At 60.6% G+C, this 23,762-nt stretch carries 19 protein-coding genes and 1 tRNA gene; 7 read left to right on the top strand and 13 right to left on the bottom strand.

The annotated features are described in order from the left end of the window. Positions 1 to 413 precede the first annotated feature (413 nt). The 6 genes from aceE to ICL81_RS10480 all read left to right on the top strand — a co-directional run bounded on the left by aceE (position 414) and on the right by ICL81_RS10480 (position 8,103). Positions 414 to 3,140 carry a pyruvate dehydrogenase (acetyl-transferring), homodimeric type gene (gene aceE / locus ICL81_RS10505; RefSeq protein ID WP_188034825.1) on the top strand — a complete coding sequence of 909 codons (2,727 nt, stop codon included), beginning with the start codon at positions 414 to 416 and terminating at the stop codon, positions 3,138 to 3,140. 15 nt (positions 3,141 to 3,155) lie between these two features. Beyond that, a complete protein-coding gene (locus tag ICL81_RS10500) occupies positions 3,156 to 4,349 on the top strand; it encodes a CdaR family transcriptional regulator (protein ID WP_188034824.1) in 1,194 nt (397 codons plus the stop codon). A 79-nt stretch (positions 4,350 to 4,428) separates the two neighbouring features. Beyond that, positions 4,429 to 5,343: an ACP S-malonyltransferase gene (locus ICL81_RS10495; protein WP_188034823.1), complete on the top strand. Its 915-nt coding sequence runs from the start codon at positions 4,429 to 4,431 to the stop codon at positions 5,341 to 5,343. A 33-nt stretch (positions 5,344 to 5,376) separates the two neighbouring features. After that, on the top strand, positions 5,377 to 6,381 hold the full coding sequence (locus ICL81_RS10490) for a beta-ketoacyl-ACP synthase III (RefSeq protein WP_188034822.1): 1,005 nt from the start codon (positions 5,377 to 5,379) through the stop codon (positions 6,379 to 6,381). Between the two features lie 88 nt (positions 6,382 to 6,469). After that, on the top strand, positions 6,470 to 6,718 hold the full coding sequence (locus ICL81_RS10485; protein WP_188024316.1) for an acyl carrier protein: 249 nt from the start codon (positions 6,470 to 6,472) through the stop codon (positions 6,716 to 6,718). Positions 6,719 to 6,861: 143 nt separating this feature from the next. Next, positions 6,862 to 8,103 (top strand): beta-ketoacyl synthase, encoded by a 1,242-nt coding sequence (locus ICL81_RS10480; protein ID WP_188034821.1) that lies wholly within the window; start codon positions 6,862 to 6,864, stop codon positions 8,101 to 8,103. 183 nt (positions 8,104 to 8,286) lie between these two features. Here the strand turns inward: ICL81_RS10480 and ICL81_RS10475 are convergent. Continuing rightward, positions 8,287 to 8,360: transfer RNA gene (locus ICL81_RS10475), tRNA-Ile, on the bottom strand. A gap of 270 nt (positions 8,361 to 8,630) precedes the next feature. On the opposite strand from ICL81_RS10475, the gene ICL81_RS10470 reads away from it, so the two are divergent. Further along, positions 8,631 to 11,426, top strand: a complete 2,796-nt coding sequence (locus tag ICL81_RS10470) for an InlB B-repeat-containing protein (RefSeq protein WP_188034820.1) — start codon at positions 8,631 to 8,633, stop codon at positions 11,424 to 11,426. 130 nt (positions 11,427 to 11,556) lie between these two features. On the opposite strand, the gene ICL81_RS10465 is transcribed toward ICL81_RS10470, so the two are convergent. From ICL81_RS10465 to ICL81_RS10410, 12 genes are all read right to left on the bottom strand, one after another. Next, entirely contained in the window at positions 11,557 to 12,516 is a 960-nt protein-coding gene (locus ICL81_RS10465) for a multidrug DMT transporter permease (RefSeq protein WP_251382086.1), read from the bottom strand. After that, a complete protein-coding gene (gene gmk / locus ICL81_RS10460) occupies positions 12,513 to 13,436 on the bottom strand; it encodes a guanylate kinase (RefSeq protein ID WP_188034819.1) in 924 nt (307 codons plus the stop codon). The genes ICL81_RS10465 and gmk overlap by 4 nt, the downstream gene beginning before the upstream one ends. Before the next feature lie 26 nt (positions 13,437 to 13,462). After that, positions 13,463 to 14,314, bottom strand: a complete 852-nt coding sequence (gene pyrF / locus ICL81_RS10455; protein WP_188034818.1) for an orotidine-5'-phosphate decarboxylase — start codon at positions 14,312 to 14,314, stop codon at positions 13,463 to 13,465. Further along, complete coding sequence (gene carB / locus ICL81_RS10450) at positions 14,311 to 17,604, bottom strand: carbamoyl-phosphate synthase large subunit (RefSeq protein ID WP_188034817.1); 3,294 nt, start codon at positions 17,602 to 17,604, stop codon at positions 14,311 to 14,313. The genes pyrF and carB overlap by 4 nt, the downstream gene beginning before the upstream one ends. After that, positions 17,604 to 18,128 carry a carbamoyl-phosphate synthase domain-containing protein gene (locus tag ICL81_RS10445; protein ID WP_188034816.1) on the bottom strand — a complete coding sequence of 175 codons (525 nt, stop codon included), beginning with the start codon at positions 18,126 to 18,128 and terminating at the stop codon, positions 17,604 to 17,606. Before ICL81_RS10445 ends, carB begins: the two co-directional genes overlap by 1 nt. Before the next feature lie 24 nt (positions 18,129 to 18,152). Continuing rightward, positions 18,153 to 18,680 (bottom strand): hypothetical protein, encoded by a 528-nt coding sequence (locus ICL81_RS10440; protein WP_188034815.1) that lies wholly within the window; start codon positions 18,678 to 18,680, stop codon positions 18,153 to 18,155. Then, positions 18,677 to 20,071, bottom strand: a complete 1,395-nt coding sequence (locus ICL81_RS10435; RefSeq protein ID WP_188034814.1) for a dihydroorotase — start codon at positions 20,069 to 20,071, stop codon at positions 18,677 to 18,679. Before ICL81_RS10435 ends, ICL81_RS10440 begins: the two co-directional genes overlap by 4 nt. Further along, complete coding sequence (locus ICL81_RS10430) at positions 20,071 to 21,024, bottom strand: aspartate carbamoyltransferase catalytic subunit (protein WP_188034813.1); 954 nt, start codon at positions 21,022 to 21,024, stop codon at positions 20,071 to 20,073. Before ICL81_RS10430 ends, ICL81_RS10435 begins: the two co-directional genes overlap by 1 nt. Next, complete coding sequence (pyrR, locus tag ICL81_RS10425) at positions 21,021 to 21,584, bottom strand: bifunctional pyr operon transcriptional regulator/uracil phosphoribosyltransferase PyrR (RefSeq protein WP_188034812.1); 564 nt, start codon at positions 21,582 to 21,584, stop codon at positions 21,021 to 21,023. Before pyrR ends, ICL81_RS10430 begins: the two co-directional genes overlap by 4 nt. A 187-nt stretch (positions 21,585 to 21,771) precedes the next feature. Then, complete coding sequence (gene nusB / locus ICL81_RS10420) at positions 21,772 to 22,188, bottom strand: transcription antitermination factor NusB (RefSeq protein WP_188034811.1); 417 nt, start codon at positions 22,186 to 22,188, stop codon at positions 21,772 to 21,774. A 6-nt stretch (positions 22,189 to 22,194) separates the two neighbouring features. Continuing rightward, positions 22,195 to 22,758: an elongation factor P gene (gene efp, locus ICL81_RS10415; protein WP_188034810.1), complete on the bottom strand. Its 564-nt coding sequence runs from the start codon at positions 22,756 to 22,758 to the stop codon at positions 22,195 to 22,197. 104 nt (positions 22,759 to 22,862) lie between these two features. Beyond that, positions 22,863 to 23,732: a hypothetical protein gene (locus ICL81_RS10410; protein WP_188034809.1), complete on the bottom strand. Its 870-nt coding sequence runs from the start codon at positions 23,730 to 23,732 to the stop codon at positions 22,863 to 22,865. Positions 23,733 to 23,762 lie beyond the last annotated feature (30 nt).

The following is a 23,762-nucleotide window of genomic DNA, read 5'->3' as shown; positions in this document are numbered from 1 at the left end:
ATCACGCAATGGGTGGTGTTACTGATTTCCGGCACGGTTAATGGTGCCGGGGTAAGACGGTCCTTGTTTAGGGGCGTGTTTATGCGGCTAGATCAGGATTCGTTACACACGTTTTGTCCTATAACCCCGTGTTACGATTTACCCAGCACCGAATATCCGAGCGCTTGAACGCCCAGTCAATGGGAATCGCCTCAGGATTCGCGGGATGTGAACTAGATTTTCACCCAATACCCCCATGCGTGCACCGCAGATTGTTCAGTTTCCACAGGAATTCTCGCACAATCGCCCGTTTTCTCGTACAAACCCGATAGTCTGGGGTGGTGTTGGCGAATCCGCCGACTCGGTTGTGCACGCAAATCGATGATCACCCTTGTCGTCCAGTTTGCGTGCCATGGAAAGTATTGGAGCTTCCTGTGGCGGTTAACACCCAAGACCCGTACGCACCGGATCACGACGACGTCGATCCGGCCGAGACCGCTGAATGGCGAGACTCACTTGACGCTGTAGTAAAGGAACGTGGCGCGGCCCGCGGTCGAGAGATCATGACCGATCTACTTGACCGTTCACGCCAGCTCCACCTCAATGTTCCGATGGTTCCGACCACGGACTACGTCAATACGATCGCGAGCGCCGATGAACCCGAGTTCCCCGGCAACCACGACGTAGAACGCCAGTACCGTTCATGGATCCGCTGGAACGCTGCCATGACCGTGCACCGCGCTCAGCGCCCCGGCATTGGTGTCGGCGGCCACATCTCGACGTATGGCTCAGCCGCGTCGCTCTACGAGGTTGGCTTCAACCACTTCTTCCGCGGCCAGGACCACCCCGGCGGCGGCGATCAGATCTTCGTGCAGGGCCACGCATCGCCTGGCATGTACGCACGTGCGTTCCTTGAGGGTCGTCTCAGTGCAGACCAGCTCGATGGCTTCCGTCAGGAGAAGTCGCACTCCGCAGGAAGCCTTCCCAGCTACCCGCACCCGCGCCTCGCGCCCGAGTTCTGGCAGTTCCCGACCGTGTCGATGGGACTCGGTCCGATCAACGCGATCTACCAGGCGCAGGTCAACAAGTACCTGACTAACCGCGGCATCAAGGACACCTCCGACCAGCACGTCTGGGCATTTCTCGGTGACGGTGAGATGGACGAGGTTGAAAGCCGCGGTCAGCTGCAGGTCGCAGCAAACGAAGGCCTCGACAACCTCACCTTCGTGGTCAACTGCAACCTGCAGCGCCTCGACGGCCCGGTCCGCGGCAATGGCAAGATCATCCAGGAGCTTGAGAGCTACTTCCGTGGTGCCGGCTGGAACGTCATCAAGGTGATCTGGGGACGCGAGTGGGATGACCTCTTGCAGCGCGATGGGAGCGGCGCTCTGCTCAACATCATGAACACCACCCCTGATGGCGACTACCAGACGTATAAGGCCGAGAACGGCGCGTTCGTGCGCAACCACTTCTTCGGCAAGGACGAGCGCGCGCTCGACCTCGTCAAGGACTACTCGGACGACCAGATCTGGGGCCTCCGCCGTGGCGGCCACGACTACCGCAAGGTATACGCCGCATACAAGGCAGCGATGGAGCACAAGGGTCGCCCGACCGTCATCCTCGCGAAGACCATTAAGGGCTACGGCCTCGGTCCACACTTCGAGGGGCGTAACGCTACGCACCAGATGAAGAAGATGACGCTGCAAGACCTGAAGCTCTTCCGCGACACCATGCACATTCCCATCACGGATGCGCAGCTCGAAGAGAACCCTGCTCTCCCCCCGTACTACCACCCGGGCGAGAACAACGAGACGATTCAGTACATGCACGAGCGTCGTCGTGACCTCGGCGGCTACCTGCCCGAACGTCGCTCCACGCACGTGGACCTCGCTGTGCCGGAAGAGAAAACCTACGCAATCGCGAAGAAGGGTTCGGGCACGCAGGAAGCTGCGACGACCATGATCTTCGTGCGACTGCTCAAAGATCTCATGCGCGACAAGGGCATGGGCGATCGTTTCGTGCCGATCATCCCCGATGAGGCGCGTACGTTCGGCATGGACTCGTACTTCCCCACGAAGAAGATCTACAACCCGCACGGCCAGAACTATGTTTCGGTCGACCGTGATCTGCTTCTTGCATACAAGGAGAGCCCGCAGGGCGTCCTCCTGCACGTTGGTATCAATGAGGCAGGCGCAGCGGCAGCAATGACCGCCGTCGGCACCTCGTACTCGACGCACGGCGAGCCACTGATCCCGATTTACATCTTCTACTCGATGTTCGGCTTCCAGCGCACCGGTGATGCAATCTGGGCCGCAGGCGACCAGATGACCCGTGGCTTCATGATTGGCGCGACAGCCGGCCGCACCACGCTGACCGGTGAAGGTCTGCAGCACGCTGACGGTCACTCGCTGCTCCTCGCTGCAACCAACCCGGCCGTACTCTCGTACGACCCGGCATACGGTTACGAGATCGGTCACATTATGCGCGCGGGCATCGAGCGTATGTACGGTGGCGAGCACGAAGATCCCAACGTCATGTACTACATCACCGTGTACAACGAGCCGATCATTCATCCCGCAGAGCCCGCAGATGTCGACGTTGACGGCATCATCCGCGGCATGCACCGTGTGGCACCCGCTACCGCTGGCGAACTTGGCGCACAGATCCTCGCATCGGGTGTTGCTGTTCCATGGGCAATTGAGGCGCAGCAGCTCCTCGCCCGGGACTGGAACGTTGCGGCAGACGTGTGGAGCGTCACGAGCTGGGGCGAGCTTCAGCGTGACGGCGCAGCGGCAGAGAAGCACAACTTCGAGAACCTCTCGGCAGCTCCCAAGCAGTCGTACGTCTCGGAGCGCCTTGCTGGCGCGAACGGCCCCGTCGTTGCAGTCAGCGACTGGTCAACGCAGGTCCCCGAGCAGATCCGCCCCTACGTCCCCGCCGATTACTCGGTGCTCGGCGCAGATGGCTTCGGCTTCTCGGACACCCGCGCAGCAGCTCGACGCTTCTTCCACATCGACCGTGAGTCGATCGTTGTGAAGGTGCTTCAGCGCCTCGCCGCGCAGGGCAAGATCGACGCAAGCATTCCCGCACAGGCAGCAGCCAAGTACAAGCTCGACGACGTGAACGCTGGTACCACCGGCGGCGCGGGCGGAGACGCCTAGAGCGAGGAGTAACTGATGACAGGAACCAAGGACCAGGAACTCTCCTGGCTACGGACCATAGCGGGCGAGCTTGCAACGCAAACCATCGCCCGTCTTGAAGAAACACTCCCCTGGTACGGAGGCATGCCTCCGAGCCGCCGATCGTCCGTGGGCTTGGTCGCCCAGACCGGCATTAGTTCCTTTATTCAGTGGTACGAGGATCCATCCTCAACCCCGTGGGTCGCGTCCGATGTATTCGGCGCGGCCCCGCGGGAGCTCCTCCGCTCGATCAGCCTGCAGGAAACACTGCAGCTCATTCGAGTCGTCGTCGGCGTCGTTGAAGAGCGCGTCGCACCCCGCAGCGAGCAGCTGCGCGAAGCCGTACTGCACTACTCGCGCGATGTCGCGTTCGCGGCAGCCGACGTGTACGCACGCGCAGCCGAGGTTCGTGGCCTCTGGGACGCCCGTCTTGAGGCGCTCGTCGTTGATTCAATCTTGACGGGCGAGTCTGACGATGAGTTGCCGAGCCGCATTGCTGCTCTCGGTTGGCATGGTGACGGCGAGGCTGCGGTTTTGGTCGGTAGTGCGGATCATAACTACGACATCGACCAGTTCCGTCGCATTGCCCGACACCACGGGGCCGACGTACTCATCGGCCTCCAGGGAAACCGTCTCGTGCTGGTGATCGGTCGCATCACGGCCCCGCGGCTCGACAATGCAACACCGTTCGAACCGATTCCTTTCCTGGAGCTCGCAACGCTCCTCAGCGCAGGCTTCGGTGCTGGCCCACTTGTGCTCGGCCCCTCTGTGGATACGCTGGTCGAGGCATCACGCAGCGCTCGTGCTGCGCTCGCTGGCGTTGCGGTCGCTCGTTCCTGGCGTCACGCACCGCGCCCGGTCCTTGCAGACGACCTCCTTCCGGAGCGCGCGCTCGCTGGAGATGGGCTCGCCCGGCGCACACTCATCGAGCAGATCTACGATCCGCTCATGAACCACTCCGGCGAACTCCTCGAGACGCTCTGGTGTTATCTCGACAATGGACGCTCACTCGAGGCGACCGCGCGTGAACTGTTCGTGCACCCGAACACCGTACGCTACCGCCTGAAGAAGGTTTCTGAGGTCATCGGATGGAACGCCACTGGCGCCCGTGAAGCACTGATTCTACAATCGGCACTCATTGCTGGCTCCATTGCAAACCAGGGCCAAAGGAAAACTTCTGCGCGCGTTTAGCGAATACCTACAAGCATTTCGTTAAACTGTGATGGAATACATGCGGCTGTTCGCATGCTGATTTGAGAAACTTATTCACGTGATTGTTATCGCTTGCCCCGGACAGGGCTCACAGACTCCCGGATTCCTGAACGAATGGCTCGAACTGCCAGGCGCTCGCGAGTTCATGCAGGCTGCTGGAGACGCAGCCAAGATTGACCTCATTGCGCACGGAACCACGAGTGACGCTGACACGATTCGCGATACGAACATCGCGCAGCCGCTCATCGTCGGCGCTTCGGTTCTCGCGTGGAATGCACTTTCGGAACGGGCAGATCTCGCAAAGGTCGGCGTCGCAGGACACTCGGTCGGCGAGTTTGCAGCCGCAGTAGTTGCCGGCGTTCTGGATCCCACCGACGCGCTGCGCCTGGTCGGCGTGCGAGGCCGCGCAATGGCAGCGGCTGCAGCTGCGGTGGAGACCGGTATGGCGGCAGTCGTTGGCGGCGTTGAGGAGACTGTGCTCGACGCAATTTCTGCGGCAGGTCTGACCCCTGCGAACCGAAACGGTGGCGGCCAGGTTGTAGCGGCTGGCGCGGTGGAGAACATCGCGAAGCTCGTTGAGAATGCGCCCCGCGGCGCTCGAGTGATTCCGCTGCAGGTGGCCGGCGCGTTCCACACTTCCTACATGGAGAGCGCAATCCCCGCACTCGCTGCAGAGACCGCAGATGTTTCGGCCGCTGACCCGATCCGCCCCCTCTGGACGAACGCTGATGGCAGAATCGTCACGAGCGGATCCGCGTATCTCGATTCGCTCGTTTCCCAGATTGCGCAGCCAGTTCGCTGGGACGCATGCATGAACGGGTTTACGGAGTCCGGTATTACTGGTCTTATTGAACTTGCACCCGCAGGAGCACTTACTGGCATCGCCAAGCGCGGCCTCAAGGGCATTCCGACGGTGGCAGTTAAGTCGCCCGCCGACCTCGATGCAGCTCTCGAGCTCATCGCCGCGGCGTAACTCTCCACACATTCCATAGACCGAAGGATTTCGATGTCTCCTCTCGTACAGCCCACAGGCCCAGCGCACACCCGGATTCTCGCGGTTGGCGCATCACGCGGTGACCTCGTGGTACCGAACGACGACATCGTTGGCCCCATTGATTCTTCGGATGAGTGGATCCGCCAGCGTACCGGCATCGTGACGCGCAAGCGCGCGAGTGCAGAGCTACTCGCGGTCGACATGGCAGTGGCAGCTGGCGAAGAAGCAATCCAGCGTTCAGGTCTCGATCGCGCCGACATCGACGGCGTCATCATCTCGACCATCTCAAACGTTGCGGTGACTCCCTCGATGGCATCCCTTGCGGCACACCGCCTCGGCCTCACCCCCGCAGCGGCATTCGACATCTCGGCAGCGTGCGCAGGCTACGTCTACGGTGTCGGCCAGGCGGACTCGCTCGTTCGCTCGGGCGCATGCAAGAACGTACTCGTGATCGGCGCTGAAAAGATGAGCGACATGATCGATCCGACCGATCGTTCGATCTCGTTCCTGCTTGGCGACGGTGCGGGCGCCGTCATCATCGGCCCGAGCGATCACGCCGGCATCGGCCCCACCGTGTGGGGTTCAGACGGTTCGAAGTGGGAGACGATTCGCGTCACCAATACCTTCAACGAATACCGCGAAGCAGCCGGTGAACTCGCATGGCCCACGCTGCGCCAGGACGGCCAGACGGTCTTCCGCTGGGCAGTTTGGGAAATGGCAAAGGTTGCGCGTCGCACGCTCGAAGAGTCGGGCATTGCCCCCGAAGAGCTCGCAGCATTTATCCCTCATCAGGCGAACATGCGCATCATCGATGAGTTCGCGAAGCAGCTGAAGCTGCCAGAAAGCGTCGTCATCGCGCGTGATATTGAGACCCAGGGCAACACCTCTGCGGCATCGATTCCGCTTGCAATGCACGCCCTCCTCGAGGAGCATCCAGAGCTTTCTGGCGGACTTGCGCTGCAGATCGGTTTCGGCGCTGGCCTCGTGTTTGGTGCGCAGGTCGTCGAGCTGCCGTAAGATCGATTGGTCGCATGGCGCAAGCCAACTGCGACTGTGAAGGCTTACCCTTTCTTTTTTCATTCCCACCATTACCAAGGAGAAACCCATGGCTTACAGCAACGAAGAGATCCTCGCAGGCCTCGCAGAGCTCATCAACGACGAGACCGGCATCGCCGCTGACGTTGTTGCACTCGACAAGTCGTTCACCGACGACCTCGACATCGACTCGATCTCGATGATGACCATTGTCGTCAACGCAGAAGAGAAGTTCGACGTCAAGATCCCTGACGAGGAAGTCAAGAACCTCAAGCTCGTCGGCGACGCTGTCACCTTCATCGAGAAGGCACAGGCGTAATCGTCTTCCCCTTCGAGTCGTAAGGCTCACGGTCTTCGGACCCACCGGTGTCGATCCGCGCCATTTTCCGCACGGATCGACACCGATTTAGACTTCCGGGCGCACGCCCGATTCATCCCTTCACGAGTAGCGGAGCACGCAACATGAGCAAGAAGATCGTCGTCACAGGTATCGGCGCCTCCTCACCCATCGGCGGCACCGCCAGCGAAAGCTGGGAAGCACTCCTCGCCGGCAAGTCCGGAGTACGTACCCTCGAGCATGACTGGGTCGAGAAGTATGAGCTCCCCGTCACGTTTGCTGGTCAGGCTGCGGTCGAACCCACTGAGGTACTTGACCGTCCGGTAGCTAAGCGCCTGGATCCTTCGAGCCAGTTCGCGCTCGTTGCGGCGCTTGAGGCGTTTGCTGACGCGAACCTCGAAGGCACCGACCCCGATCGTCTCGGCGTTGATTGGGCAACCGGCATTGGTGGCGTGTGGTCGCTGCTCAACGCGTGGGACACCCTCCGCGAAAAGGGTCCGCGCCGCGTCATGCCGCTCTCGGTCCCCATGCTCATGCCGAACGCGCCCGCAGCGGCTGTTTCGATGCACCTGAACGCACGTGCGTACGCTCGCACCGTTGCATCGGCGTGCGCATCGAGCACCGAGTCGCTCGTTAACGCGTACGAGCACCTGCAGGCCGGCCTTGCGGACGTTGTGATTGCTGGCGGATCCGAAGCAGCGATTCACCCCATCACCATCGCGTCGTTCGCTTCGATGCAGGCACTTTCGCGTCGCAACGACGATCCAGCAACAGCGTCGCGCCCTTACTCGACCGACCGCGACGGCTTTGTCATGGGCGAAGGCGCTGCGGCGCTCGTCCTCGAGACCGAAGAGCGCGCACTCGCTCGTGGCGCAAAGATCTACGCTGAGATCGCCGGTGGCGGCGTCACAAGCGATTCGTACCACATCACCGCTCCCGAGCCCGAGGGCCAGGGTGCGAGTCGTGCGGTGTACCTCGCGCTCGAAGCTGCTGGCGCGAAGCCCGAAGACGTCACCCACGTCAACGCCCACGCAACATCGACCCCGACTGGCGACGGCGCAGAGTACAACGCACTCCGCGTAGTGTTTGGTGATCGCACCGACGAAATCCCAGTCTCGGCCACCAAGTCAGCAACCGGCCACCTCCTCGGTGGCACCGGCGCACTTGAGGCGATGTTCACGGTGCTCGCCGTGCAGAACCGCGTCGCTCCCCCGACGATCAACGTCACCGAGCAGGATCCCGAGATCCCGCTCTCGATCTCAGCTGAGCCCGTCGCCCTTGGCGAAGGTCCCCAGCTCGCGATCTCGAACTCGTTCGGCTTCGGTGGCCATAATGCCGTTGTCGCGATCCGCTCGTACGACGCTTAGTCTCACGACAGCGCACGAAGGAGGGGCTCGCACCATTATGGTGCGAGCCCCTCCTTCGTTTGCCCGCTTACGAGTTCGTACAGCGCAATGGAAACCATAGCGAGCACACGTCGAGAGACGCCAGAAACATGTCAGCGCCACTCGTACATTTCACGAGTGGCGCTGACATGTTTCACTGATCTGTAGGGCTGGCGGGGCTTGAACCCGCGACCGAACGATTATGAGTCGTGTGCTCTAACCGACTGAGCTACAGCCCCAAGTGACCTGTCTACCCTACCGCAGTACCGAACACATCGGTGATCTCACCACCGCAGTGTCCTCCAGCATTTCATGCCTGACGAGAACTGACGTCTTCGTGAGCAAATTTGGCGTAATTAATTTCGGGTTCAAGCACTTCGCAACTTAGGATTTTAATCTCTGTTCCCTGGGAATCTCAGCGCCTTTCGCGATTTGTGGATAGCCTATAAATGGTCACTTCTGTGTGAAGCGGGATCGAACATCAGCTAGCGAAGGAAGCAACGAGTTATATGTTCCACCACCAGCATGACAGTCAGACACACACACGTGCGCTGCCGTCTGCCCGACTCGTACTAGCATTCTGCCTGACAATTCTTGTCACATTCACGGCTCTCCAATTTACGGCACCCGCTGCACACGCTGCGGTAGAAGAACACACGATAGATGGCGTCATCTATCAGGTTGACCCCACCAATGTTGCGGCAGGTGCGGTTGTAAAGTCCTGTCTTCCTCGAAACGAGATGCCGAGTACTGAACTACATTTCGCCTATGGTTTTCAAACCCCAGACAGCAATGTATATGCGATTCGCTCAATCGCCCCTTCTGCGTGCTCAGGTCGTGGGCTCACAGCCCTGACCTTACCGTCGGGTCTGCAATCTCTTGGTAGTCGCGCGTTCGAAAACAACTCCATCACAACGGTTGAAATACCGAGGTCGATCGAGACGATTCCCGAATATGCCTTTGCCCAAAACACCATCAAGTCGATTGATTTTGGAGAGTTCTCTCGTCTGAAGGCCATCGAAAGAAACGCTTTTTACTTCAATGACCTGACCGGAACGCTCAAGCTTCCAGCGCCACTCAGGAACATTGGCGTCTCGGCCTTCGAGAAAAATGCTTTGCAGGGAGTGGAGTTTCCAGACAACATCGACACCATTGAGCGAAGCGCCTTCGGCAGCAACTGGATTGCCAGCGTTGACCTCCCTCAGAACGTCAAGCGGGTCGAAGCTGGTGCCTTTGACGACAACCGATATCTCACCCGTGTGCAGCTAGAGGGCGCTCCCCCTGCGGCCGTCACCAACACCACGTTCGGGCCACCAGCGAGCGTCCTTGTAAATATTCATCGCGAGCGAGGCTACCCTGAGTCTCCCGCCCTGTGGAACGGATATACCACCCGATACCTCGAGAACTACGTGAGTTTCAGTTCCCAGGGTGGCAGTAGCGTTGATCGGCAGACTGTAAATTACGGCGCCCAGGCAAGTGCTCCGCCCAACCCTTCGCGAGACCACTACTCATTTACGGGTTGGTACACCGATGCAGACGCGAAGACAACGTACGTCTTCAGCACACCGGTGGTCGATAACCTCACGTTGTACGCGGGTTGGAAAATTGCGGAGTACGCCGTTGACTTCGACAGCCAGGGTGGTTCGGCGGTAACTTCTCAATCCGTCGAGTTTGGCAAAACAGCCTCGGAGCCGACGCAGCCCACGCGTGCGAACCACACCTTCACCGGCTGGTACACCGACACAGACACCAAAACGAAGTACAAGTTCGACACCCCCGTCACCAGCGCGCTCACGCTCTACGCAGGTTGGAAGGTCGACACCTACAACGTCACTTTTGACAGTCAAGGCGGATCAGCCGTCGCAGCAGCAACCATCGACCACGGCAAACCCGTCACCGAACCCGCTGCCCCAACCCTCGAAGGCCACACCTTCACCGGCTGGTACACCGACAAAGACACCAAGACAAAGTACAAGTTCGACACCCCAGTCACCAGCGCGCTCACGCTCTACGCCGGATGGTCACTGAACGCGTACGCCGTCACCTTTGACAGCCAAGGCGGATCAGCCGTCGCAGCAGCAACCATCGACCACGGCAAGCCCGTCACCGAACCCGCTGCCCCAACCCTCGAAGGCCACACCTTCACCGGCTGGTACACCGACAAAGACACCAAGACAAAGTACAAGTTCGACACCCCAGTCACCAGCGCGCTCACGCTCTACGCCGGATGGTCACTGAACGCGTACGCCGTCACCTTTGACAGCCAAGGCGGATCAGCCGTCGCAGCAGCAACCATCGACCACGGCAAGCCCGTCACCGAACCCGCTGCCCCAACCCTCGAAGGCCACACCTTCACCGGCTGGTACACCGACAAAGACACCAAGACAAAGTACAAGTTCGACACCCCAGTCACCAGCGCGCTCACGCTCTACGCCGGATGGTCACTGAACGCGTACGCCGTCACCTTTGACAGCCAAGGCGGATCAGCCGTCGCAGCAGCAACCATCGACCACGGCAAGCCCGTCACCGAACCCGCTGCCCCGACCCTCGAAGGCCACACCTTCACCGGCTGGTACACCGACAAAGACACCAAAACGAAGTACAAGTTCGACACCCCAGTCACCAGCGCGCTCACGCTCTACGCCGGATGGACGGCAGAAACGTACGAGGTGACCTTCTCCACTGACGGCGGCTCAGCGCTGCCTCCGATGACGGTTACTTACGGAGAATTGATTCCGGCGCCAGAGCCACCGATCCGCGAACACTACAGCTTTACAGGTTGGCACACTGATTCGGACGCTACAGCTCTCTATGACTTTGACCAGCCTGTTACCGGGCCGATACACCTCTACGCAGGGTGGAAAATCGACGCATTCACGATCACCTTTAACACAGGGGAAGGCTCTTCAGTTGAGCCGGCTTCGGTGGACTACGGTGGCCGTCTCCCCATTCCCATGCTGCCGCATCGCAATGGTTACTCATTCGTGGGCTGGTTCACTGATGAGAAGGCAAGCACGAAGTATGACTTCACCTCGTCCGTAACCCAAGCGTTTACTTTGTACGCAGGGTGGAAAGCGAACGAACCTTCTGTTGACGTGAACGGTGGCAATGCCGGAGCAACCGGAGGTACGACTGGCACCCATCCCACAACACCTGGTGGACTCACGCACACCGGCGGTGCAGGTGTTCCGGTTGGCGTCTGGATTGGCATTGGTGCACTCGTACTCGTTGGCGGTGGATTAGCATTCGCTGGCCTTCGCAAGCGTAAGAATGCGCAAGAAAAAACGCAGTCAACAGAGGACTAGCACTGACGAATAATGCCCCTTGGGTACTCGGCACTGAAACCGAGTACCCAAGGGGCATTATTGTCATGTAGACAAGCCAAACGTTACACAGCACGTGCACAATCGATGGGCCCGTGCTCACAGCGGTGAGCTACGCCGATTGGCTACTCGCCTGGGGATGGTATTTCGCGAGCCCGAGCACACCCAGCATGCTGACTAAGCCAGTCACGGCAAAACCGACGTAAGCCCAAATGGACGCTCCGGCAGCCTCATGCAAAATGACGATACCGATCATGACAGCCACCATCGGGTCAATGACGGTGAGTCCGGCAACGACCAAATCAGGTGGTCCTGATGAATACGCGTTCTGTACGAACAGCATGCCTGCGAGACCACCGATGGCGAGTGCCGCCACGCAGATCCAGGTCAACGCCTCGAATTGTTCCTGCTGGAAACGACTAATAAGCACCTTGGCGAACGTAGCAACGAAGCCGTAAAGGATACCTGCGCTCACGATGTGCAGCAGCGCAATCGCACTGTGCCGTGTCACGGCATACATTACAAGTGACGCCACCAAGATGACACCGAAGGTGATGAGAATAACAACGAGCATCTTGTCAGTCACTACCCGATCAAAGGTCGTGAATGACGCGATGGTAACAAAGGCAGTAATCCCCACGACCGCCAATGCGATGGACGCACGTACGCGCTTACCCAGGCGCACTTTCGCGATCCGCGAATTCAACACGGAAGTCACTACCAGGCCAACCACGCCGATCGGTTGCACGATGGTGATTGGTGAGAGCGAAAGTGACCCAATTTGAAAGACAACTGCCAGGCCGAGAAGCAGCGTGCCTACCACCCATGACGGGCGGCGAAGCATGCTCACGAGGTGCTTAAAGGACAGGCCTCCAGCACTCTTACCGAGCGTATTCTCAATCTTCGTGACGCCACGCGACTGGTACTGCGCCCCAAAGGCCAAGAGCACTGCTCCAACGAGCGCCAGCGGGATGCCCAGGAATTTTGATGCGCCATCGTGACCAGCGAGTTCGGCAGCGGAGAAAACCGCGCCGAGTAGTGGCGATACAGTCTCCCCTGCCGCAAGCATCATGCGGTGTATTCCTCGCCACGCATCAGCTCGTAGAGCCGAGCAGCAGCCTTGGGCACTTCATCGTTCACAATGATCTCGTCAAACTCGTCAGCCGCAGCGAGCTCAGTCTTTGCTGTCTCGAGACGACGCGCGCGTTCTTCCTCGTCTTCGGTGCCACGACCAACCAAGCGATTGACGAGTTCGTCCCAGCTCGGCGGAGCCAGGAACACGAGCTTGGCATCGGGCATCGACTTACGCACCTGGCGTGCGCCCTGGAGATCAATCTCTAGGAGCACGAGATCGCCGCGATCGCTCGCCTCAGCGATCGGGCCGCGGGGGGTGCCATACCGATGCTTGTTGTGCACCATGGCCCATTCAAGTAGTTCATCGCCCGCAAGCATGCGGTCGAAGCCTTCCTGATCGACGAAGAAATAGTGCTCGCCATCGACCTCACCGGGGCGCGGATCACGAGTCGTCGCAGACACCGACAACTTGATGTTCGGGTAGTGCTCGCGCAGATGCTGCACGACGGTTCCCTTGCCAACTGCGGTCGGGCCAGCGAGCACGGTCAGTGGAGGTTTCTCCCCTGTCGGGAGCGCGCCCGAGCGCTCGCGAACGAACGACTCGAGGCGCGCACGCTGCAGATCACCAAGACCACCAAGACGCTTCCGCTCGGAGATTTTCAGATCATCGCGGATCCGCTCTGCTTTCACAGCACCAATTCCCGGGAATGAGAGCAGGTAGTCCGTAATACGAAGAGTGGATGCGGCGTGCCCAGGCACGCGAGCAAACTCAAGTGCCTTCAGTGGCGAAAGCTCGCCGCTCCGAAGTCGCTGCTTGAGGGCTGCACGGGCACGCCGTGCTGCTACTGCCGCTTCGGTCGCCGCACGACGGTCAACCGCCGGCATTTCTCCCGCTGCGGGCTGGGCATTGCTGTTCATTTATCTCCTTGAATCAGCTATTTGTCTTAGGCGAGGGCATGCGCGATGGCATCCGCTCGATCCCGCACACGCGTCGCGAGTGTGGCGCTTCCTCCTACGAGGATACTGCGTGATTCGTTTGCGAGGAGCGCCTTCCCGAGATTGCCGAAGATCTCACCGGCATCTTCGATGCGACCACCTTGGTGACCGAAGCCAGGTGCGAGCACCGGAAGTGCAGCGCCGCCACGTTCAGCCTGCACGTCGATCCCGAAGTCGGCAAGCGTGAGCGTTGCTCCTAGGACGACACCGACCGAATTCACGGCGGTGTCTGCGGGCGCACCATGCGCAATCGCTTCATCGATCATGACGTTGGCAAGGGTGCGACCGTCAGCCTGCTTCGCGGTTTGCAACTCCCGAGCCTCGGGGTTCGAAGTCGCTGCGAGCACAAACAGGCCCTTGCCGTGTGAGTTGACGTAGTCAAACGCACCAGACAGTGCCCCAAACCCGAGGTACGGGCTCACCGTCAACGCGTCGGACTCGAGAGGTGAACCCTCAGCGAGCCACGTATCGGCATACGCCGCGAACGTCGATCCGATGTCGCCACGCTTCGCGTCGGTAACGATGAGCACGCCAGCCTCACGAGCGTCAGCGTACACGCGTTCAAGAGCGACAAAGCCAGCTGATCCGAAGCGTTCAAAGAACGCGATCTGCGGCTTGACGCATGCGGCAACGCCAGCGGCGGCCGCGACTACGTCGCGGCCCATCCGCTCAGCGCCCGCTGCGTCATTGGCAAGACCCCAGTCTGCGAGCAGACCCGCGTGGGGATCAATGCCGGCGCACAGGTGACGGCCCGCTGCGAACTCCGCAGCGAGCCGATCACCAAAGGTCACCTGGCTCAAGCCGATGCCTCGCGTGCAGCAACACGATCGAGTTCGTACTCCTGCAGCGACTTCACATCGAAGCCGGTCTTCTGAGCCGAGATCGCACCAACCGCTGCCGAAAGCTCCGACACGGTCGTGAAGATGGGCTTGCCCGCAGCGACAGCAGCCGCACGAATCTCGTAGCCGTCTGCACGCGCCGAGCTGCCCGAAGGCGTGTTGATGATCATGTCGACCGCGTTGTTGTTGATGAGGTCGACAATGGTCTCACCCTCAGCCGAAGCCGAGTTCTTCCGTACGACCTCCGAGGTGATGCCGTTACGCGCGAGGACCACCGAGGTGCCCTGGGTTGCGAGGATTCGGTAGCCGAGCTCCTGCAGACGTAGTGCGGGGAGGACGATGGAGCGCTTGTCGCGATCCGCCACCGAAAGGAAGACGGTTCCCGAGGTAGCGAGCTCGCTGCCCGCGGCCGACTGGCTCTTTGCGAACGCGGTCGGGAAGTCACGGTCCATACCCATGACCTCACCGGTCGAACGCATCTCCGGGCCGAGGAGCGAGTCAACGACCAGGCCCTCGTTGGTACGGAAGCGTTTGAAGGGAAGCACGGCTTCCTTCACGGCGATCGGCGCATCGATCGGGGTGCGCGAGCCATCACGCTCGGGCAGCAGTCCCGAGTCGATGAGCGACTGGATCGATTCGCCAGCCATGACGCGCGAAGCCGCCTTTGCGAGCGAAATACCGAGTGCCTTTGACACGAAGGGAACCGTGCGCGATGCGCGAGGGTTTGCCTCGAGCACGTAGAGCACGCCCTGGCCGATTGCGAACTGCACGTTCAGCAGACCACGAACGCCGATACCCTCTGCGATGCCACGAGTTGCCTCACGGACGCGAGCGATCTGGTCGTGACCGAGCGTAATGGGGGGCAGGGTGCAGCTCGAGTCGCCCGAGTGAACTCCGGCTTCCTCGATGTGCTCCATAATGCCGCCAACGTAGAGCTGCTCGCCATCGAAGATCGCGTCAACGTCGATCTCAATTGCGTCGTCAAGGAAACGGTCGACGAGGAGCGGGTGGCCGGGGCCGACCAGCGCGTGGCCTTCAATACGCTCGAAGTAGCCGTGCAGCGACTCAGTGTCGTACACGATCTCCATGCCACGACCACCAAGCACGAACGACGGACGCACGAGAACCGGGTAACCGATCTCTTCTGCGACGCGGATCGCGCCTTCCTTGTCAATAGCAGTGCCGTTGCGCGGTGCGAGCAGGCCTGCCTTGTCGAGGATGTTCGAGAATGCGCCACGCTCTTCAGCGAGGTCGATCGCCTCAGGGGTGGTACCGAGGATCGGGATGCCAGCATCCTTCAGGGGCTGCGCGAGACCGAGCGCGGTCTGGCCGCCGAGCTGGACGACAACGCCAACGAGCTCGCCAGAAGCCTGCTCAGCGTGGATGACCTCGAGCACGTCCTCAAGCGTCAGCGGCTCGAAGTACAGACGGTCAGAGGTGTCATAGTCCGTCGAAACAGTCTCAGGGTTGCAGTTGATCATGACGGTCTCGTAGCCAGCCTCAGCCAGCGCGAACGATGCGTGCACACACGAGTAATCAAACTCGACGCCCTGACCAATTCGGTTCGGGCCAGAGCCGAGGATGATGACCTTCTGACGGTCCGAGGGCTGAGCCTCATTCTCGAAGTCATACGACGAGTAGAGGTAGGGCACCGTGGTCGAGTACTCAGCTGAGCAGGTGTCGACTGCCTTGTACACGGGGCGCAAGCCAAGGCCGTGGCGAAGGCCGCGAACCTCAGACTCGCTCGAGCCACGCAGCTGAGCGATCTGCACGTCAGAGAAGCCGTGATCCTTTGCCTCGCTGAGCACGTCAGCGGAGAGCTGCGACGCGGCTGCGACGCGGTCAGCAACCTCGTTGATGAGGACAATCTGGTCAACGAACCAGGGGTCGATGTCGGTCGCAGCGTTGATCTGCTCGATCGTTGCACCCTTACGGAGCGCCTGCTGGATATCGACGATACGACCGTCGGTCGGACGAGCCATGCCCTCGAGGAGCGACTCGAGCGAACGGGTGTCTTCGCCCCAGTGGAACGAGGTGCCGCGCTTCTCAAGCGAACGGAGCGCCTTCTGCAGTGCAGTCGAGAAGTTACGACCGATCGCCATGGCCTCGCCGACCGACTTCATGGTCGTGGTAAGGGTGTCATCAGCAGCAGGGAACTTCTCGAACGCGAAGCGGGGAACCTTGACGACGACGTAGTCAACGGCGGGGTCAACGTTTGCGTTGGTGACGCCGGTGATGTCGTTGTCGATCTCGGGCAGGTGGTAGCCGAGTGCGAGCTTCGCGGTGATCTTTGCAATCGGGTAACCGGTTGCCTTCGATGCGAGTGCCGACGAACGCGAGACGCGGGGGTTCATCTCGATCACGATGATGCGGCCCGTCTTCGGGTCCTGCGCAAGCTGAATGTTGCAGCCACCGGTCTCGACGCCAACCTTGCGGATGATCTGCTTCGAGATGTCAACCATCTTCGCGTACTCAGGCGCGGTCAGAGTGAGAGCGGGAGCAAGCGTGATCGCGTCGCCAGTGTGCACACCAACCGGATCGAAGTTCTCGATCGAGCAGACGACAACGATGTTGTCGCTGGGGTCACGAACGAGCTCGAACTCGAATTCCTTCCAGCCGAGGATCGACTCTTCAAGGAGCACCTCATTGGTCGGGCTGTAATGCAGACCGTCGCCAGCAATTCGGACGAGGTCTGCTTCGTTGTACGCGAAGCCAGAGCCAAGGCCACCCATGGTGAACGAGGGGCGAACGACGAGCGGGTAGCCGAGATCCTTCGCGAATTCCTTCGCCTCTTCAAGGGTGTGCGCGATGTGCGAACGAGCAACGTCAGCACCACACTCGAGCACGAGCTCCTTGAAGATCTGACGATCCTCACCACGCTCGATCGCGTCAATATTCACGCCGATGAGCTCAACGTTGTGCTTCGTCAGAATGCCCTTTGCGTCGAGCTCCATCGCAGCGTTCAGTGCAGTCTGGCCACCGAGCGTCGCGAGGATTGCGTCAGGCTTTTCCTTGATAATGATCGACTCGATGACCTCGGAGGTGATCGGCTCAACGTAGGTCGCGTCAGCGAAGTCAGGGTCGGTCATGATCGTCGCGGGGTTCGAGTTCACGAGGATAACGCGAACGCCCTCTTCACGAAGCACGCGGCAGGCCTGGGTGCCCGAGTAATCAAACTCGCACGCCTGGCCGATAACGATCGGGCCAGAGCCGATGACGAGAACTGAGTTAATGTCTTGGCGCTTGGGCATTAGTTCGCCTCTCCAGTGGTTGCGCCGGTCACGAGTGCCAGCTGTTCGTCATTCGAAAGTTCGAGCGATGCGCCCGAGAAGATGCCGCATCGAATCTCTTTGCCGCCCTGAACCAGGCGGCTGAGTGCGCGGGTGTCAACGCCAGCGATGCCGACGGTGCCGTTGTTCACGAGCTCCTCGTCGAGGGTGCGGGTTGCGCGGTAGTTCGAAGCGCGGCGCGAGGGGTCACGAACGATGAGGCCTGAGGCGAGAACTGACTCTGCCTGAGCATCTTCCGAGTTCGCGCCGGTGATGCCTGCGTGGGGTGCTGCGAAGAGCACGATCTTGCCAGCGTTAGCCGAGTCGGTCAGGACCTCCTGGTAGCCGACGATTGCCGAGGTGTATGCCATTGCGCCGATTGCCTGGCCGGTCGCGCCGTATGCGCGCCCCTCGAAACGAGCGCCATCTTCAAGTACGAGTACCGCCGCACCCTCGGTGCGGGCTGATGCCGGCGGCACCGATACTTCGTTATTTGTCGCGGTCACGCGTCCTCCTGTTTCGTGGGTGTATTAGATGCTGTGGTTGTCTGCAGCGGCGTCGGAAGTCATGTCAACGAGGCGCGTAATTGCTGACTCGAATCGATCACGGATGTGTACGCCCGCAAACCGGAAAGTAGTTTCAAGGAGCTGTTCGTCTGCGTTCAGTGAACGCCACACCAGCAACGACAGGCCGCCAGATTCGACAGCCTTTCCCGCACGCGCTGCAGCCTCTGCGAAGCCCTGCACGCGGTCGCCCGGGATGGTGAAGGTCGGTTCACCAGTGACGGTGATCCGCACACCATCGGTGCGAATCTCCAGGTCGGCCTTGCCGCGATAGGTGAGTCCCTTCAGCGCAATACGCTCGAACGGTGCACCCACTGCGGTGGTGGAGACGTAGCTCACCTCTTCGAGGTGGTCGATGAGTTCACCCGTAAGCTCCTCAACGTCTGTCACGAGATCACGGTTCTGACGGAAGCGGGCGCGCCAACCAAGCAGCATCGCGCCGACTGCGACCACCGCGATCGCTGCCATCACCAGGACATACTGCAACGGGCTCATGCGGTCTGTGCCTCCGCGTTGCGTGCCGCAGCGTTGACGGTTTCGATGTCAACGAGCTCGCCGTTTGCGAGCGTTTCGTACCCGCGGCGAATGGTGGTGTGTACTCGGCCGGGAAGCTCCATGCCCAAGAAGGGCGAGTTCACGCTCAAGCCCTCAAGGCGTCCGGTGTCGAAGGTGCTGACACCGGACGGATCGACCAGGGTGATGTCTGCCGGCTGGCCAGCCTCGAGCGACTCAGGGTGGCCAGCGAGGCGACCGATGCGTGCCGGACGCTGCGAGAGCAGCTCCTGCACCTCGGCCCAGCTCGCGTTGCCATCGTTGATGAGCGTGTGGAGCACGATCGGGAATGCCGACTCGAGACCGACCATGCCGAATGCGGCCTGGTCCCACTCGCAGTCCTTCATCTCAACCGGGTGCGGAGCATGATCGGTTGCGACGATGTCGATGAGCCCCTCGGCCACTGCCTTACGGAGAGCGAGAACATCACTGTCACGGCGGAGCGGCGGGTTGACCTTGTAGCGCGCGTCGAAGGTGCGCGCGGTCTCTTCCGTGAGGATGAGGTGGTGCGGGGTGACCTCTGCGGTCACTGCAATGCCGCGAGCCTTAGCCCACCGGATCACCTCGACCGAGCCAGCGGTCGAGAGGTGGCAGATGTGCAGACGGGCACCGATGTGCTCAGCAAGCAGCACGTCACGCGCAATGATCGATTCTTCTGCGACAGCGGGCCAGCCCTTGAGGCCGAGCTCGCTCGAAAGCACGCCCTCGTTCATCTGCGAACCCTCGGTCAGGCGCGGATCTTGAGCGTGCTGTGCAATCACGCCGTCGAACGTCTTCACGTATTCGAGGGCGCGGCGCATGAGCAGCGGATCGTGGACGCACTTGCCGTCGTCCGAGAAAACGCGAACCTCAGCGCGAGACTTGGCCATCGCTCCGATCTCGCTCAGGCGCTCGCCTGCGAGATCCTCCGTCACAGCACCGATCGGACGGACGGTTGCGTAACCGGCCGAGTCGCCGAGCGCCTGTACCTGCTCGACCACGCCCGCGGTGTCCTGCACCGGCATCGTGTTCGCCATCGCGAAGATGCTCGTGAAGCCGCCAGCTGCGGCAGCACGCGAGCCCGTGAGTACCGTCTCCGACTGCTCGAAGCCAGGCTCGCGCAGGTGCGTGTGCAGATCAACGAAACCGGTGAACGCAACGAGGCCATCAGCCTCAATGACGCGCTCCCCTGCGCGAGCTTCAAGGCCGCCCTCAGCCTGCGCGGCACGCTCGACAATGCGGCCACCCGAGACGCGAAGGTCGACGGGCGCGGCTGCGCTCACGTCTGCGCCGCGCTCAGTGAGCTCGGTCGCAAGACGCGCACCGCGGATCAGAATGTCAGGGTTCTCGGTCATTAGGCATCTCCTCGTTCGCCTGAAAGCAGCAGGTACAGCGCCGCCATGCGAACCGATACGCCGTTGGCGACCTGTTCGAGCACGGTGGAGCGGGGTGAGTCGGCGGCTGCCGAAGAAATTTCCAGGCCACGGTTCATCGGGCCGGGGTGCATGATGATTGCCTCATCGGTGAGGAGCTGCAGCCGGCGGTCGTCGAGACCCCAGTTGCGTGCGTATTCACGCTCGTTCGGGAAGAACGCTGCGTGCATACGCTCGGTCTGAATGCGGAGCATCATGACGACGTCCGGACGCTCCATGCGAAGCGCTTCGTCGAGATCGTGATAGATGCTGACGGGCCAGGTGCGTGCGCCGAATGGAATGAGTGTTTCGGGAGCAACAAAGCTCACCTTCGCACCAAGAATGTTCAGCAGCCACAGGTTTGAGCGGGCAACGCGCGAGTGTGAGATGTCACCAACGATAACGACGTTGACGCCGTCGAGGTCACGACCGCGGCTCGCATCACCATGAATTCGGCGACGCATCGTGAAGGCGTCCAGGAGCGCCTGAGTGGGATGCGCGTGAGTACCGTCGCCGGCGTTCAGGACGCCTGCGTTGATCCACCCGCTGTTCGCAAGCTTGTTCGGCGCGCCAGACGCCGGGTGGCGGATCACCACACCATCAGCACCAATGGCTTGGAGCGTCTGTGCGGTGTCTTTGAGCGACTCGCCTTTCGAGACTGAGGAGCCCTTGGCGCTGAAGTTGATGACGTCGGCACTCAGCCGCTTGGCAGCAGCCTCAAAGCTAATGCGGGTGCGGGTCGAATCTTCGAAGAAGAGGTTGACCACGGTCTTGCCGCGCAACGTCGGGAGCTTCTTCACCTCACGCTGCTGCGTCGCCGCCATATCTTCGGCCGTATCGAGAATGAGGAGCACCTCATCACGGGTCAGCGTCTTCGTATCGAGGAGGTGTCTCATGCGGTTACTTCCTGAGGTCCTTCAGTCTCGCCAGAAGAGATCGTGACTTCATCAACGCCATCGAGCTCTTCGAGTCGTACGGAAATTCGTTCGTGCTTCGCGCTCGGCAGATTCTTACCAATATAGTCGGCGCGGATCGGCAGCTCTCGGTGGCCTCTGTCAATAAGAGCCGCAAGGCGGACAGCGCGCGGGCGGCCGTGATCGTTCAGCGCATCAAGGGCAGCACGGACCGTGCGCCCTGAATAGAGCACGTCATCAACGAGCACCACGGTCACGCCGTCAATACCTTCTGCGGGCATGATCGTTGGCTGAGGTGTGCGCGTCGGATGGTTTGCGAGATCATCGCGGTACATCGTCACGTCAAGGATGCCGACCTCGATCGGGGTGCCTTCGATCTGTTCGATGCGATCAGCAATGCGGTGGGCGAGGGTTGAACCACGCGTGGGGATTCCAACAATGACGAGGTTATCGACACCACGGTTGGCTTCGATGATCTCGTGCGAGATACGGGTGAGCGCCCGCGAAATCTCAGCACTTTCCAGTACCGTAATCGCTCCCACGCTTCGCCCCCCTTCTCCGCCTCACTGGACGGGTTTAAAGAAGTGCTGTAAACGCCTGTAAGCCTACCGCATTTTTCAATCCCCATGCACGTTCAAGCTGTGAGTGGAGTGTTTCGCCAGCCCCGTAGAAATGCAAGAACCCCGCACCTCTCAGAAAGAGATGCGGGGTTCTTGCATTGGCGCCGGCCTACGAGTCGGCGTGATCCGCGATCTTGCCAAGGACACCGTTGACGAAGCGGCTCGAATCATCAGTCGAGTAGTTCTTCGCTAGCTCGATTGCTTCATCAATTGCCACTGCGGTCGGAACCTCAGGGTTGTGCAGGATCTCCCATGCAGCGAGACGCAGAACTGCTCGGTCTACGTTCGGCATGCGTTCAATCGTCCACCCCTGCGCATACGTCGAGATCAGGTCATCGATCTGGTCACGGTGGTCCGTGACGCCATCGATGATCTCTCTCGCGTATACCCACGAAGCCGCACGGTCAGGCTCGCCTGCCGCACGACGTGCCTCGGCAGTGAGCACCTCAGAGAGAGGAACACCAAGCACGTCGGCCTGGAACAACATGTCAAGCGCGCGCTTGCGCGCCTTAGTACGGGCTGACAACGGCGCTTAGTCGTTGACGCGACCGAGGTAGTCACCCGTGCGGGTATCAACCTTGACGCGGGTGCCGGTCTCGAGGAACAGGGGAACCTGAATCTCAGCGCCAGTCTCAACGGTTGCAGGCTTGGTGCCACCGGTCGAGCGGTCGCCCTGCAGGCCAGGCTCGGTGTAGGTGATCTCGAGAACTACCGAAGCGGGGAGCTCAACGTAGAGGGGCTCACCCTCGTGGAGCGCAATCTGCGCGTCCTGGTTCTCGAGCATGTACTTCGAAGCGTCACCGACAACGTTTGCCGGAACGGTGATCTGATCGTAATCACTCTTGTCCATGAAGACGAAGTCAGCGCCGTCCTGGTAGAGGTACTGGAAATCGCGGCGATCAACACTTGCGGTTTCGATCTTCGCGCCAGCGTTGTAGGTCTTGTCGATGATCTTGCCCGACACAACGTTCTTCTGCTTGGTGCGGACGAATGCGCCACCCTTGCCCGGCTTCACGTGCTGGAACTCAACCACGCTCCACAGCTGGCCGTTCTCCTTGATGACGGTGCCGTTCTTGATGTCGTTCGAGGTTGCCATACCAGTTATTCTCCGGATTCTATAAAGTACGAGCGCAAATTTGCGACGATTCAGTCTACACGCGCAACAAGGTGTTTGCCTGAAAACTTCTTCCGGCGAGTGTTCTAGCCAACCGGTGGCCGGGCACCAAGGTGTGGCCCTTGGTTGCCAACCTCACGACTGGTCACCCGGACATTTCGCTCCCCAGCGTCAAACACATGCCGCGCGGCGAACCTACCGTCGCTCAACACGCCGTTCAGCCAGGTGAATGAGCGGGCGTCGAGAGGATCAGCGCCCCGTGTCATGCGCATGAGCTGAAGCATGAGCATCTCTGCAATTGTGACGTGCGGTCCGTGAAGGTGACTCAGCCCAAGCACGGCTGGGGTTGCGCCCGCAGGAATGAGCCGCAGCGTCCACCGAACCTCGCCACTGGTCCCCCCTGAGCTTTCCCCTGAAGCGACAGTGGGGACGTCATCAGGGACGTCGTCGAGCGTCGCAAACGACTGCGCAATTTCTTCTGCGAGTACGAGCGGTTCTGCAAGCGACAGCGGGCTCCCCGGTTGACGTGCTGCACCGCGATACAGACTTCGCCAACCGCTTGCACCAATCCCATGGGGAGCGGGAACGATCGCGAGGTCAGCATCACTGGAAAGTGCAATGGCAAGCTTCGATGCATCAACCCCCGCGGCAAGAAAGGCCTCCGGTTCGGGTACCGAACCACCAATCCACGTCATAATGCGACGGACCTCATCAAATGCGTCCGCGACCGCGGCGCCGGTACCACTATGGTGGCCAGGGACCTCGAACGCGTCAAAGCCGGCATGGCCAAGTGACGAAGACTTCAGTTGTTGCACAGCATGAGCGAGCGTGGCCTCTGCCGCAGTCGCCTGACCCGCCCCGTCACCGTTTGCATCGAGCGCGGCCTGCACATTTCGCACAAGATCAGGGAACAGCAGTTGCGCCAGCTTCAGCTCGTCGCCCGCACGTGCACCCATTGGCGCTCCCCCTTTGTTTCCTTTGACACT

This window comes from Leucobacter sp. cx-328 (assembly GCF_014530035.1).
Taxonomy (GTDB): Bacteria; Actinomycetota; Actinomycetes; order Actinomycetales; family Microbacteriaceae; genus Leucobacter.
Note: the sequence above shows the minus strand (reverse complement) of the source record. Positions and strands in the feature narration are given on the sequence as shown.

Bases quoted from the DNA above. Each gene is read 5' to 3' on its own strand.
- ICL81_RS10470 (WP_188034820.1), top strand. From the start codon at position 8,631: ATGTTCCACCACCAGCATGACAGTCAGACACACACACGTGCGCTGCCG.
- ICL81_RS10490 (WP_188034822.1), top strand. From the start codon at position 5,377: ATGTCTCCTCTCGTACAGCCCACAGGCCCAGCGCACACCCGGATTCTC.
- gmk (WP_188034819.1), bottom strand. From the start codon at position 13,436: ATGAACAGCAATGCCCAGCCCGCAGCGGGAGAAATGCCGGCGGTTGAC.
- ICL81_RS10430 (WP_188034813.1), bottom strand. From the start codon at position 21,024: ATGAGACACCTCCTCGATACGAAGACGCTGACCCGTGATGAGGTGCTC.
- ICL81_RS10485 (WP_188024316.1), top strand. From the start codon at position 6,470: ATGGCTTACAGCAACGAAGAGATCCTCGCAGGCCTCGCAGAGCTCATC.
- ICL81_RS10410 (WP_188034809.1), bottom strand. From the start codon at position 23,732: ATGGGTGCACGTGCGGGCGACGAGCTGAAGCTGGCGCAACTGCTGTTC.
- ICL81_RS10465 (WP_251382086.1), bottom strand. From the start codon at position 12,516: ATGATGCTTGCGGCAGGGGAGACTGTATCGCCACTACTCGGCGCGGTT.
- ICL81_RS10500 (WP_188034824.1), top strand. From the start codon at position 3,156: ATGACAGGAACCAAGGACCAGGAACTCTCCTGGCTACGGACCATAGCG.
- carB (WP_188034817.1), bottom strand. From the start codon at position 17,604: ATGCCCAAGCGCCAAGACATTAACTCAGTTCTCGTCATCGGCTCTGGC.
- ICL81_RS10440 (WP_188034815.1), bottom strand. From the start codon at position 18,680: ATGAGCCCGTTGCAGTATGTCCTGGTGATGGCAGCGATCGCGGTGGTC.
- ICL81_RS10480 (WP_188034821.1), top strand. From the start codon at position 6,862: ATGAGCAAGAAGATCGTCGTCACAGGTATCGGCGCCTCCTCACCCATC.
- ICL81_RS10435 (WP_188034814.1), bottom strand. From the start codon at position 20,071: ATGACCGAGAACCCTGACATTCTGATCCGCGGTGCGCGTCTTGCGACC.
- efp (WP_188034810.1), bottom strand. From the start codon at position 22,758: ATGGCAACCTCGAACGACATCAAGAACGGCACCGTCATCAAGGAGAAC.